Annotated in this window: 11 protein-coding genes; 6 read left to right on the top strand and 5 right to left on the bottom strand. The window is 42.6% G+C overall.

All coding sequences use genetic code 11. The features are described from left to right. Positions 1 to 36 precede the first annotated feature (36 nt). Positions 37 to 861, bottom strand: a complete 825-nt coding sequence (locus J2Z37_RS01860) for a cytochrome c biogenesis protein (protein ID WP_209808344.1) — start codon at positions 859 to 861, stop codon at positions 37 to 39. Positions 862 to 878: 17 nt separating this feature from the next. Beyond that, on the bottom strand, positions 879 to 2,243 hold the full coding sequence (hemA, locus tag J2Z37_RS01855; protein WP_209808342.1) for a glutamyl-tRNA reductase: 1,365 nt from the start codon (positions 2,241 to 2,243) through the stop codon (positions 879 to 881). A gap of 291 nt (positions 2,244 to 2,534) precedes the next feature. On the opposite strand from hemA, the gene J2Z37_RS01850 reads away from it, so the two are divergent. From J2Z37_RS01850 to J2Z37_RS01825, 6 genes are all read left to right on the top strand, one after another. Beyond that, on the top strand, positions 2,535 to 3,539 hold the full coding sequence (locus J2Z37_RS01850) for an ABC transporter substrate-binding protein (RefSeq protein ID WP_342453764.1): 1,005 nt from the start codon (positions 2,535 to 2,537) through the stop codon (positions 3,537 to 3,539). 103 nt (positions 3,540 to 3,642) lie between these two features. Next, positions 3,643 to 4,908 carry an MFS transporter gene (locus tag J2Z37_RS01845; RefSeq protein ID WP_209808340.1) on the top strand — a complete coding sequence of 422 codons (1,266 nt, stop codon included), beginning with the start codon at positions 3,643 to 3,645 and terminating at the stop codon, positions 4,906 to 4,908. 53 nt (positions 4,909 to 4,961) lie between these two features. Next, on the top strand, positions 4,962 to 5,732 hold the full coding sequence (locus tag J2Z37_RS01840) for an ABC transporter ATP-binding protein (protein WP_209808338.1): 771 nt from the start codon (positions 4,962 to 4,964) through the stop codon (positions 5,730 to 5,732). Next, a complete protein-coding gene (locus J2Z37_RS01835; RefSeq protein ID WP_209808336.1) occupies positions 5,729 to 6,556 on the top strand; it encodes an ABC transporter permease in 828 nt (275 codons plus the stop codon). The genes J2Z37_RS01840 and J2Z37_RS01835 overlap by 4 nt, the downstream gene beginning before the upstream one ends. 227 nt (positions 6,557 to 6,783) lie before the next feature. Then, positions 6,784 to 7,704 carry a DMT family transporter gene (locus J2Z37_RS01830; protein ID WP_209808334.1) on the top strand — a complete coding sequence of 307 codons (921 nt, stop codon included), beginning with the start codon at positions 6,784 to 6,786 and terminating at the stop codon, positions 7,702 to 7,704. An 8-nt stretch (positions 7,705 to 7,712) separates the two neighbouring features. After that, positions 7,713 to 8,507 carry a Cof-type HAD-IIB family hydrolase gene (locus J2Z37_RS01825; RefSeq protein WP_209808332.1) on the top strand — a complete coding sequence of 265 codons (795 nt, stop codon included), beginning with the start codon at positions 7,713 to 7,715 and terminating at the stop codon, positions 8,505 to 8,507. A 268-nt stretch (positions 8,508 to 8,775) separates the two neighbouring features. On the opposite strand, the gene yihA is transcribed toward J2Z37_RS01825, so the two are convergent. The 3 genes from yihA to lonB form a co-directional block, all read right to left on the bottom strand. After that, complete coding sequence (gene yihA, locus J2Z37_RS01820) at positions 8,776 to 9,360, bottom strand: ribosome biogenesis GTP-binding protein YihA/YsxC (protein ID WP_209808330.1); 585 nt, start codon at positions 9,358 to 9,360, stop codon at positions 8,776 to 8,778. After that, the gene (lon, locus tag J2Z37_RS01815; protein ID WP_209808328.1) at positions 9,357 to 11,690 is read right to left on the bottom strand and encodes an endopeptidase La; all 2,334 of its coding nucleotides are present in this window, start codon (positions 11,688 to 11,690) and stop codon (positions 9,357 to 9,359) included. The genes yihA and lon overlap by 4 nt, the downstream gene beginning before the upstream one ends. Before the next feature lie 71 nt (positions 11,691 to 11,761). Then, entirely contained in the window at positions 11,762 to 13,450 is a 1,689-nt protein-coding gene (gene lonB, locus J2Z37_RS01810; protein ID WP_209808326.1) for an ATP-dependent protease LonB, read from the bottom strand. Positions 13,451 to 13,597 lie beyond the last annotated feature (147 nt).

Genomic DNA, 13,597 nt, shown 5'->3' with positions numbered 1-13,597 from the left:
ATGGATCCTCCATCTATATGTCTATTTTTTTCGTCTCTACCTTAACCATTGATGAAAAGAAGAGATGGAGCCTGATACCAGGTAATTCAGTAGAATGGTTGTAAAAGCCACAACATTTAATCTTGCAAGCTTCTTTCCCTGAGAGCTGGCAGTAATTCGCTGATAAAGATAAGTCCCATAACCAAAAATAACAACGAGGGACATTAAGACTTTAGGATCCAGCCATACACTGTGCTTCACAACTACATAAGCCCATATCATTCCTAAAATCAAGGCCAGAAGTAGTGTCGGAACACCAATCATAGCCAGCCGGTATGCATATAATTCCAAGATGCCCAAGCTTGGCAATTTTAATAATAGCGGATTCCACTTTTTTTCTTTCAACAATTTATTTTGCAATAAATACATACCAGAAAGAACGGACGAGATGGAAAGCGCACCATAGCTGATAAATGCTAGACTGATATGGATAAAAAGCAATTCAGAAGTCAGCTGTGAAGACAGCGCAGGTGTTGCATTCGGATTCGCGAACAAGGCAATTGCCATCACTGCAAAACCAATAATATTGGAAAAAAAGACAAGCAAGTGCATTTTAAATATATAGTTAATAATTAATGAAAGACTTACTATAATCCAGGAGTATAAAAACAATGTCTCGAACAAGGTTAAAACAGGGAAATAATCCTTTGCAACCATCTGCGTCACAAAAAACGCCGTTTGTAATATCCAAACCACAGCAAGCAACCAGAAGGCAGAACGATTCACCCTCCGGTTGCTTTGCATAAAGTCTGAAAAATAGAGAAGTACACTAGCAGCATAGATGTAAATGGTAACATCAAATACCCAGCTTTGGATCCACATCTTATTTCCCCCTTATATTAGGAGCGGACAGGGGCTTCACTGACTCCTAACGTCGGAAAGCGCAATTCAGTCTTCTCTGATTCAGCTCTTTCTTTTATTTCCTTTTGTTTTTTCATTTCCTCTTCCAAAGCAAAGATCTTTACGAATAACTCCAAGGCTTCTTCCCCGTTCGATTGACCAGCCATTTCCTTCATCCTCACAAGGGGATCATGGAGCATCTGGTTGACAATCGATTTGGAGTATTTACGAATTAAGCGCAATTGCTTCTCGTTCAATTCCGGAAGTTTATTTTCAATATTTTTCATAGCTTCTTCCTGAATGGCTACCGACTTTTCCCGAAGAGCTGTAATCAAGGGGACAACGCCCAAGGTATTCAGCCATGATTTAAACATCCCTACTTCTTCACCGATCATAACACCAATTTTCTCTGCTTCTCTCGCCCGCTCTTGAAGGTTGGCTTCGACGATCCCTTCCAGGTCATCGATATCATATAAGTATACATTATCTAGATCGTTAATGGCCGGATCCAAGTCTCTTGGCACAGCAATATCGATCATAAACAAGGGACGATGCTTCCGTTTGCGAGAGATCGTCTGAATATCCTGCTTGGTTACCACATATCCCTCTGCCCCTGTGGAACTTATGACAATATCCGCCTTAACCAAAGCCGTAAATAAGTCGTCCATAATATACGCTTTGCCGTCCAATTTTTCAGCAAGGCTTTGCGCTCTCTCAAACGTGCGGTTGACCACGAGCACATGGTTTACACCGTTTGCTCGAAGATGTTTTCCAGTCAGTTCGCCCATTTTTCCGGCCCCAAGGATCACAACCGTTTTATCATCAAAATATCCAAAAATTTTCTTTCCTAGCTCAATCGCTGCATAACTAACAGAGACGGCATTTTTACCGATATCTGTTTCTGAGTGAGCTCGCTTCGCCAATGTAACGGCCTGTTTAAACAGCGTATTGAAAATGGTTCCGGTTGCCTTAAGTCCTTGACTTAGAAGAAAACCCTCTCTAATCTGGCCCAAAATTTGCGTTTCCCCAAGAACCATCGAATCCAAGCCGCATACCACCCGAAATAGGTGCCGAATCGCTTGATCGTCTTCCTTTATATAGAGGGAATCTACAAATTCTTCTTTAGCAATCCCAAACCAGCCAGCAAGAAAAGTCTTGATGTAATGTCTGCCAGTATGAAGTTGGTCAACTACAGCATAGATTTCCGTCCGATTGCAGGTGCCAACAATAACACACTCCTGAATACTTCTCGTTGCCTTTAAGGTTTGGACAGCCGATTCTTTTAGTTCTTCTTTAAAGGCAAATCGTTCTCGGATTTCAACTGGTGCCGTTTTGTAATTCAAGCCAATGACCAGGATGTGCATGCTTACCACCCCAACTACTTTTAATTTATATTCTAGTCTACCCGAGTTTTTTATAAGTAGACGTGACAAATCTCACGAACAGGATCAAATCCTTTATTCACCAACGAACATTATACCATGAAATTCCCTCCATGTTTAGACAATTTATGATAGCTTTGTGACACGCACACTTTTTTCCAATGTTCATAGGATAGACTGAAGCCCAGTTAGATGTAAGAGGTGAGAAATGGGGGGAATTTGCCTATCGGGCCGGCAGAAAGATTTTTAGATAACAAGCGGGAGGTATTAGAAGTGAAGAATTGGTTGAAAACTCTAGGGATGATTACGATAATTGCTTCCCTATCCATCGTCTCCGCGTGTGGAGGGGGAAGTTCTAGCCCGGAAAAGATTCGGCTCTTTGAAGTAACGCATTCCATTTTTTATGCTCCTCAATATGTAGCTTTGGAAAAGGGATTTTTTGCCGAAGAGGGTCTTGATGTTGAACTATCCAACGCAAATGGCGGAGACAAGGCAATGACGGCACTGCTAAGCGAGAATGCAGAAATTATTTTAATGGGGGCAGAAGCCACCATTTATGTGAAAAATCAGGGTGCTAGCGACCCCGCCATAAACTTTGCGCAAGTAACCCAAACAGATGGGTCCTTCTTGGTTTCGCGGGAACCTATTCCCAATTTTAGCTGGGATATGCTAAAAGGGAAGACATTAATCGGGCAAAGACCCGGAGGAATGCCTGAGATGGTCAGCGAATATGTGCAGATGAAAAATGGCATTACACCATTTAAGGATGTCAATATCATTACCAACATAGATTTTGCTAATCTGGGCAGTGCCTTTGCCTCTGGTACAGGTGACTTCGTACAATTATTTGAGCCTGTTGCTTCTGCCCTTGAATTGCAAGGAAAAGGCCATGTTGTTGCTTCCTTTGGAAAAGACAGCGGAAAGCTTCCTTATACCGTGTACATTGCAAAACAAAGCTTTATAAATGAGCATCCTGAAACCATTCAAAAATTCACGAATGCAGTTTATAAGGCACAACAATGGGTAGAAAATGCTTCTATCGAAGAAATGGCCAAAGTCCTTGCTCCCTACTTTGATGGAATCGATCAGGAAACCATGTTAAAAGTTTTGGACCGCTATAAGTCGCAAGGCTCTTGGGCTACGGATCCCATTCTTGATGAGGAAGAATACCATAACTTAGAGGCTGTCATGGAGAATTCGGGAGAGCTAAAACAAAAGGTTGAGTATCATGAAATCGTCAATACCGAATTTGCCCAAAAAGCCATGGAAACAAAATAATCTCTACAAGGCCTTCCTTCATGGAGGGCCTTATTATGTCGGATAAATAGTCCATATTGGGGACACCCTATTGCATACCATAGTAATACGTTGGGGGAAGATTATGGCAATCAAAACCAAACACGGACTTTTTTATCGTTGGGGAAAAGCGCTAAACGAGGTACCAGATGATAAAAGGACACTTTTCCATACCGAACTAGGTTCTCAAGGGCGTTTGCTTGTCTTGGTCCACACCCTCTTTCTTTTATCTGAAGCATTATCCGGAACGTTTGTTAACGTTTACCTTTGGAAAGAAAACGTTGGCTACGCCTTAATCGGGTGGTATAACGTTTCGTTTTTTTTAGCGATGCAAATCACCTTTATGATGTCGGGAAAATGGGTAAAGGTTTACAATAAAATGTCCTGTTTGCGGACAGGGATTGCCGTAGCCGCATCCTTTTACCTGGCTGTTTTGCTTTTAGGTGATCTGGCCCCGAAACTAATTATTCCTTTAGGATTTTTACAAGGTGTTGGACATGGTTTTTTTTGGTTTTCCTATAATATCGTACTTTTTGAAATCACTAACCGCGCAAATCGGAATAAATTCAACGGGCTTGCAGGGGTCTTCGGGTCTTTAGTCGGAATGACAGCTCCACTTGGAGCAGGATACTTGATCTCGGAAATGACAGGCTTAAAGGGATATACCACAATCTTTGCCATCTCCTTAGGAATCTACGTAGGGGCAGTTATATTAAGCTTCTTCTTACGTAAAAGAAAATCAGGAGGTACATTCACACTTACTGAGACCTATACTGTTTACCGGAGAAGTCGTACCTGGAAAAAAATTTTCCTTGCTATGATTGGACAAGGGGCAAATGAGTCGATATTTAACTTCCTGGTCGGCCTGCTTGTCTTCATTGCCACAAACACAGAGTGGAAGCTTGGGATGTATACGTTTATTACATCGGCTGTTGCTTTTGTATCGTTCTATATTGCGGGTAAATTTCTTAGCAGCAAATGGCGAAGTCAAGCCTTACTTTTGGGAACGATCCTAACCACCCTTGCCGTTGTCCCCTTATTCTTTGAGTTAAACTATACTACGCTATTAATTATGGGGATCGGAATCAGCTTATTTAGCCCATTATTTTTCATCCCAGCTGTCTCCACAATTTTTGATGCGATCGGGAAAAGCTCTCAATCCGCTCAGTGGAAAGTGGAATATATTATTATTCGGGAAACTGGGTTAAACATCGGCAGATTAATTACCCTTGGCATTTTTATCGCCCTGGTTCATTGGCGTGATGATGCCCTGGTTTTAAACACCTTACTTTTAGCTGCGAGCATTGTTCAGCTTATGACCTGGTATTACTTAAAGAAGGTTCACGTCTAGCCATTCACCCATTTTTTCCTTCTTGAATAACATACAAGAAGGAGGTGGGGACGATGCAGTCCGATCATCTAATTTCCTTCGAACACGTAACCAAAACCTTTATCACCTGGGATGGCGAAACCCATGCTGTAGAGAATGTAAGCTTTTCGGTTAACGAAGGGGAATTTGTTACCCTTCTTGGTCCTAGCGGATGTGGAAAAAGCACTCTTCTATCCATCCTGGCAGGTTTAATTAAACCTACAAACGGAGAAGTTCATATTCGAAATGAAAAGGTTACTGGTACCTCTAAACATATTGGTTATATGCTGCAGCAGGATTACCTGCTAGGTTGGAGAACCATAAAAGAAAACATTTTTCTTGGATTGGAAATTCAAGGCTTGGAAACGGAGCAAAATCAGAAGAAAGCGCTCAAGCTGTTGGCTGAGATGGGATTGTTATCCTATAAGGATCATTATCCTAGTCAGTTGTCTGGTGGAATGAGACAGCGCGTAGCTTTGGTTCGGACACTGGCTACAAATCCGGACATTCTATTGCTTGATGAACCCTTTTCAGCCTTAGATTATCAAACTAAATTGAAACTGGAAGATCTTGTTATTGATACACTACGGCGCAAAAAGAAGACAGCTGTTCTTGTCACCCACGATATTTCAGAAGCCATCGCGATGTCTGATCGAATAATTATTCTTTCTCCTAATCCAGGGCGGATTAAGACAGTCATTGAAATTCCAGATGTCATTCGAACCCCTTTACCGTTTGCTAGTCGTGAGGTACCCGAATTTCAAAGCTACTTTCAAATGGTTTGGAAGGAGCTGAATTATTCATGAAGCCTCTTGAAGACTGGTTAACACGAGGGAAAATTTCTGAGGAGCATGGAAAGTATTTAAAGAAAGAGCGGCTTTACAGTTTTCTTGTTGGCGTTTCTCAACTAGTCATTCTGATCCTGTTTATTGGATTTTGGGAAATTGCCTCCACCTATAAATGGATTGATCCTCTTTTGTTTAGTAGCCCATCACGGATTTGGGAAACCTTCATTACCATGTTATTAGCGGGTGAACTACACCAGCATATTATCGCAACGGTATGGGAAACGATCGTCGGCTTCCTGTTAGGAACGATCCTTGGCACAGTAATCGCAATCGTTATATGGTGGTCTAAATTCTTATCAAGGGTGCTTGACCCCTACCTCGTCGTATTAAATGGCATGCCTAAAGTTGCTCTTGGTCCGCTGTTCATCGTTGCTTTCGGCGGAGGTTTTATGGCCACGATTGCGATGGCTATCGCGATTTCCATTGTCATTACAACGATTGTTGTTTACGGAAGTTTTAAAGAAGTTGATCCAAATTATATCAAATTGGTGCAAACCTTTGGAGCAAAGAAACAACAAATCTTCAGCAAAATCGTCCTCCCCGTATCCTTCCCTACGATTATTTCCACATTAAAAGTAAATGTAGGTTTGGCCTGGGTTGGGGTTATTGTTGGCGAGTTTCTCGTTTCAAAACTGGGTCTTGGGTATTTGATTATATACGGCTTCCAGGTTTTTAACTTAACCTTAGTTTTTGTCAGTTTATTTATTATTGCTGTCTGTGCTACGATCATGTATCACTTAGTGCAATATGTAGAAAAGCTGCTATTGAAGAACAGAAATTAATTTCCTAGGACAAAAATCAAAAAGCCGATCTTATTAGATAAGGTCGGCAATTTTAATGTGTTCTACAACATCGCAGTTAAATTTTACTCACAATCGATTTATAGTCCAGCCAGTGACAAGCCATTTCTATTTACTTAGAACTCTTCCACTCCTTTTTCTTTCCTACTGGTGATTTTTCTTTTCTTTCTGCTGCTGTATAATGGATAGAAAAAATGGGGGAATGGTTGTTGCAAAAGTCATGGCTTGCTGATTTAAGTTTGTTACTGGTGGCCTTTGTTTGGGGGACCACTTTTGTCATTGTACAAAATGCAATCTCCGTGCTGCCGCCGCACACGTTTAACGGGATTCGTTTTTTTCTGGCTTCAGTTTTCTTGTTTCTTGTCCTGCTCTTTTTGTATCCGCAGCAATTAAAGCAACTATCAAAAAAAATGGTTTTTGCTGGCGTGATTCTTGGTGTTTGGCTGTTTGGTGGATATGCCTTTCAAACCGTAGGCCTTTTATACACAACTTCCTCAAAGGCGGGATTTATTACTGGGCTCTCCGTCGTTTTAGTTCCCATCTTTGCGTTGTTTGTTTTAGGGCAAAGGCCAAAATGGCCAGCGGTTTTGGGTGTTGTGGCTGCCACGATTGGACTTTATCTGCTTACCTTGGGTGACTCGTTGAATTTAAATCGGGGAGATGTGTTTGTCTTTTTTTGTGCGATCTCTTTTGCCGGACAAATTATTTTAACAGGAAAATACGCGCCGAATTTCCCTTCCATGGCACTGGCTCTCATTCAAATTGCCACTGTATCCGTCCTAAGTATTATCGCTTCTTTTCTTTTTGAAGATTGGCAGCATGCCTGGCAGGCTTCCACGATATTGAATCGTGACGTATTGTGGGCTTTGTTAATTACGGCAGGGCCGGCGACAGCCTTAGCCTTTTTGGCGCAGACCATCTGTCAACGGTTTACCACGCCGACAAGGGTTGCTTTAATTTTTGCCATGGAGCCTGTTTTTGCCGCCTTAACCGCTTTTATTTGGACGGATGAAATACTCGGTACGAAAGCGATTAGTGGATGTCTGCTGATCTTTGTGGGAATGATTCTATCTGAGCTTAAACCCGAGCAATTAACCTTAAAAAAAAGAACAAATTTGGTGAATAGGTAGGTGAGAAAATGAAATATAAAATGATTACAATTGATGTGGATGATACACTTTTAAACGACGATGCTGAGGTCACCCCCCAAACAATTGAAGCTCTCCGGGCTGCTGTAGACCTGGGAGTCATTGTGACTTTAGCTACAGGGCGGATGTTTGCATCTGCTAAACAAATAGCCAAGAGAATTGAACTGAATGTTCCACTCATCACCTATCAAGGTTCATTAGTCAAAAATTTATTAGATGAGGAAGTTCTTTATGAACGAAATATCCCCGTAGAGGTGGGCGCCTTTTTATTTAAATATGCGATGAATCATGAAATACACTTGCAAGGATATTATAACGATGAACTGATTAGCCCTATGGAAAACCAATGGCTGAGAGAATATGCGAGTCTGTCCCGGGTGCCCTACCGAATTGAACCAGACCTTGCTGTCCTGGCAGGGAAATCTCACACTAAGCTGGTTTTTATCGATGATCCGAAAAAGCTAGATTTGGTTGCAAGAGATTTGGCAGGCTTGGTTGGAGACCAAGTGCATATTACCAAATCCAAACCGCACTTCTTGGAGATTGTCCATAAGGAAGCTACTAAAGGACATGCCGTAAGGTTTTTGGCCGATTATTTTGGCTGTAGCCTGGAACAGGTGATTGCAATCGGTGATAGCTGGAACGATCGGGAGATGATTGAGGTGGCTGGTTTGGGAGTAGCCATGGGAAATGCGGTGCCTGCTTTGAAGGATGTCGCTGATTTTGTGACGAAGAGCAATAATGAGGATGGAGTCCGGTATGTGATTGAGAGGTTTGTGCTATAGGGGGAGGGGGATGCGCAAGGGGTCTGACTCCTTGCGTACAAATAAGATCTTCGAAATAAATCGGACCGTATAGCCGCTAATTCTTACCAAATGCCCCAATTCGAGGGGCATCCGGACTTAAAGGCCGCTATTCCGTTGTTAGGCATCAATTATCCAAGGATTTTAAGCAAATAAGGTCCACTGAGTCCTCCAACCACGGTGGAAAGGGGGATTTCACCCAAATAAGGTCGCCTCAGTCCGACCCAGGACAAATCTCCCCCAATTCACACTACTTAATCCGCGCAAAAATCTCTTTCCACGCTTCGTCTTTTCCCAGCCCAGTTTCAGAAGAGAAGAGAATTAAACTGTCTTCCTTTTCCAGTCGTAAGGTTTCTTTTGTCACCTTTAGGTGCTTCTGCCACTGATTTTTAGATATTTTATCGGCTTTAGTAGCAACAATGATAATAGGAATTTGATGGTGTTTCAAAAATTGGTACATAGCAATATCATCGCGGGTCGGAGGATGGCGTAAATCTACAATTTGAACGACTGCCTTTAATTCTTCACGGCCCGTAAAATATTCTTCAATCATCCGCCCCCACTTTTCTTTCTCAGACTTTGAAACTTTCGCAAAGCCATAGCCAGGGACGTCGACAAAATAGAGTTGATCGTTGATCTTATAAAAATTTAGCGTTTGTGTCTTTCCTGGTTTGGAGGAGGTCCGCGCCAAATTTTTCCGATTTAGTAATGTATTGATGAATGAAGACTTTCCTACATTAGAACGCCCAGCCAGAGCAATTTCTGGCAGGGCATCCTCAGGATATTGTTTGGAACTTACTGCACTAATAACAATGTCTGCGGAAACTACTTTCATACAGAAACCTTCTTTTTCACCAAGGCCACTTCCAGCACTTGATCCAAATGCTCAACAGGAATAAAAGTTAAGTCTTCACGAACCGTTTCCGGAATTTCATCAATATCCTTTTCATTTTCTTTTGGGATAATAATGGTCTTCAATCCAGCACGATGGGCTGCCAAAGACTTCTCTTTGAGTCCTCCAATTGGAAGCACTCGGCCCCTTAATGTAATTTCTCCCGTCATACCAACTTCCCGTGAAACAGGGTATCCCGTTAACGCAGAGATCAGCGCTGTTGCCATAGTGATCCCGGCAGAAGGACCGTCCTTTGGAATTGCCCCTTCAGGAACGTGGATATGGATATCATTTTTCTCATGGAATTCTTCATCGATATCCCATTCTTTCGCCTTGGAGCGGATATAACTAAACGCAGCCTGTGCTGACTCCTTCATCACATCGCCCAATTGCCCGGTTAAAGTCAATTTGCCTTTTCCCGGCAGGACAGCGACTTCAATCGTAAGCGTATCGCCGCCGGTCTCTGTCCAAGCAAGTCCAGTAGCAGCACCTACCTGATCTTCTGTTTCAGCCAAACCATAGCGAAACTTTGGTTTACCCATTAATTCTTCCAGCGTTTCGGGGGTGACGGTGACTTTCTCTTTCTCTCCCCCAACAATAATCTTCGCCGCCTTTCGGCAGATCGTTTCCATCATTCGGTTTAGATTGCGGACTCCTGCTTCCCTGGTGTATAAACGAATGGCCTCTAGCAATGCTGCTTCATTTACCTCTAGTTGGTCATTCGTTAATCCGTGGTCCTCCATTTGCTTTGGAAGGAGATATTTTTCCGCTATTTTTAGCTTTTCAATCTCCGTGTAACCCGGGATGTACAGCATCTCCATGCGGTCCAGCAGTGGACGCGGAATATTATGCATGGCATTTGCTGTGGTTATAAACATCACGGAAGACAAGTTATAAGGTTCTTCAATATAATGATCGCTAAATGTATCATTTTGATTTGGGTCTAGTACTTCCAGAAGAGCAGCTGCCGGGTCTCCACGGAAATCATTGGCCATCTTGTCAATCTCATCTAGAAGAAATACCGGATTGACAGTCCCTGCTGTCTTCATTCCCTGAATCACCCGACCAGGCATAGCACCTACATAGGTCCGACGATGTCCGCGAATTTCCGCTTCATCGCGTACACCACCAAGAGAAATTCGGACAAACTCGCGGCCCAAGGCTCTTGCCACAGAGCGTGCGAGAGAGGTTTTTCCGACACCAGGCGGTCCTACTAAGCAAAGAATCGGTCCTTTCAGTCTTTCCACGAGTTTTTGCACAGCAAGATATTCCAAAACCCGTTCTTTTGCTTTTTCTAAGCCGTAGTGGTCCTCATCTAAAACCTTTTCGGCATTTTTAATATCCAAATTATCTTCGGTCCTCTTGGTCCACGGCAAGGCCATTAACCAATCTATATAAGTACGGACAACGTTGCCTTCAGCGGAGGTTGTCGGCATTTTTTCCAGACGTTCGATTTCTTTTTCGATCTTTTCCTTGACTCTCTCCGGTGCTTCTAATTCCGCCAATTGCTTGCGCAGTTCTTCAATTTCACCTGCGCGACCTTCTTTATCGCCAAGCTCTTTTTGAATCGCCTTCATTTGTTCACGCAAATAATATTCCTTTTGCGTTTTTTCCATTTGCTTTTTCACGCGCTGACCAATCTTTCGTTCAAGCTCTAGAACTTCTCGTTCATTGTTTAATATTTGCAGCAATGTTTCAAGCCGATCCTTCACACTTGTCTGTTCGAGTATCTCCTGTTTATCCTTCATCTTTAAGGTCAAATGCGACGTGATGACATCCGCTAGACGCCCCGGTTCTTCTATATCGGAGACTGAAGCTAGGGTTTCTGGCGTAATTTTTTTAGAAAGCTTGATATATTGCTCAAAGGAATTGAGGATTGTACGTTTTAGAGCTTCAATTTCGGAAATATCATCGATAATATCTTCGAGCATCGTAATATGTACTTCAAAAAACTCATCTTCTTTGACAAACTGATTAATCTTTGCACGCTTCAATCCCTCTACTAAGACACGGATCGTTCCGTTTGGCAGCTTCAACATTTGTTTAATGCGGGAAACCGTACCAACTTGATAAATCTGGTCTTTCGTCGGTTCTTCCAATTGAACTTCTTCTTGTGTTGCAAGCAGGATTAAATTATCATCGACCATGGACTTTTCCAGGGCTTTAACCGATTTCTCCCGGCCAACATCTAAGTGAAGAACCATACTAGGGAAAACAAGCAACCCCCTAAGCGGGAGCAATGGTATATCTCTTTCTCTCTCTGTTGTTCCCATCCTGACACCTCCACGGCACTCTTTGGACATTATTGTATCTTAACTATTACCTGTTGTCTAATATTAACAGTTTACAAACTGACTGAAGGGGATGCGGATAAAACATCCGTGGCAGCAGGTAAGATCAGAGAATCCTTTTCAGCGTCCTTTTCTATTAACGCCAACCCAAATACTTCTTCCACATGATCGACTGGTATCACTTTAATATCATCCATCGTATCAAAAATAGCCTGCCAATTTTCTCTTGGAATAATTACCTTCTTACATCCAGCCTGCTTGGCAGCTTCTACTTTTGCTACAACTCCGCCAATCGGTTTAACCCTTCCATGAATGCTGACTTCACCGGTCATAGCAACAAGATTATCAACAGGTATTTTATGAATAGCTGAATAAACGGCTGTAGCCATCGTAATTCCTGCAGAAGGCCCGTCAATCGGTGTTCCCCCCGGGAAATTAATATGCAGATCATAATCTGCAATCCTCATCCCTTGTGATGTTAACACTGTCAACACATTTTCTACAGATCCCTTTGCCATAGATTTGCGGCGAATCGATCTTTGGCTTCCACCCATCTGCTCTTCTTCCACTACTCCGGTAATATTCACTTTGCCTTGTCCATGAACTTCTGCCTTGCGTGCAGTCACTTCAATTTCCAAGAGCATTCCCATATTAGGACCATAGACTGCCAAACCATTAACCAATCCCACCTGTGGACGCTCATGGACTTTTCGTTCTGGACGCGGAGATTTCTGACTGCTATGGACAACCCATTCGACGTCTGAAGCTATGATCTTTTTGCGATGTTCTGATATGGCCAGTCCTGCAGAGATTTGTACTGTGTTTACCGCTTCCCGACCGTTTGTTGCGTATTTCGCAATCACATCTATTGCTGCTGGATCTACCTCAAAGTCGATTTTTTGAATGGCGTTTTTCGCAATCACCTTAATTTCATTGGACAATAAAGGACGGAAGAACACTTCCAGACACCGTGAACGAATGGCTGGCGGAATTTCATCTGGGGTGCGCGTTGTCGCTCCCACTAGACGAAAATCAGCAGGCAGACCATTTTGAAAAATATCATGGATATGGTTTGGAATTGTAGGATTCTCTTCACTATAATATGCGCTTTCCAAGAAAACCTTCCTATCCTCAAGTACCTTTAAAAGTTTGTTCATTTGAATCGGATGCAATTCACCGATCTCGTCTATGAATAACATCCCCCCATGAGCCTTGGTCACTGCCCCTGGTTTCGGCTGGGGAATCCCGGCCTGCCCCATTGCACCAGCACCTTGATAAATCGGATCGTGTACTGATCCGATTAAAGGATCGGCAATTCCACGTTCATCAAATCTTGCGGTTGTTGCATCTAACTCGATAAACTTCGACCCCGCATTAAAAGGTGAATGCTCATTCTTCTTAGCCTCTTCCAAGACAACACGCGCTGCAGCGGTTTTCCCTACACCTGGAGGCCCGTAAATAATGACATGCTGTGGATTAGGACCGCAAAGAGCAGCCTTTAACGCTTTAATACCATCTGTCTGACCGATAATATCCTGTAAGGTGGATGGTCTAGTTTTTTCTGCAATCGGTTCTGTAAGAGAAACAGCTCGCAGTTTTCGCAAAGCCTCCATTTCTTTTCGTGACTCACGATCCACAGCCGTTTTACTGGTTCTTTGATTCTTAAGCAAGTTCCAGAAGTACACCCCTATAATCACTGCGAAGAATACCTGAACAACCATAAGTATCATTGACCAATTCAATGCAATCCCTCCCGTTAAATGACTAACTCCCATTCTCATGTTAAAGAAGAAAAACCTGATGGAAAGATAGTCTTATATATGGTGTAGTATTGCCTTTAGCATGCTTAGCTAAACTTAGCATAAAAAAAAGAGCCTGGCCTCTGTAAA

The sequence above is a fragment of the Ammoniphilus resinae genome, from assembly GCF_017873965.1.
In the GTDB taxonomy this organism is placed as follows: domain Bacteria; phylum Bacillota; class Bacilli; order Aneurinibacillales; family RAOX-1; genus Ammoniphilus_A; species Ammoniphilus_A resinae.
Note: the sequence above shows the minus strand (reverse complement) of the source record. Positions and strands in the feature narration are given on the sequence as shown.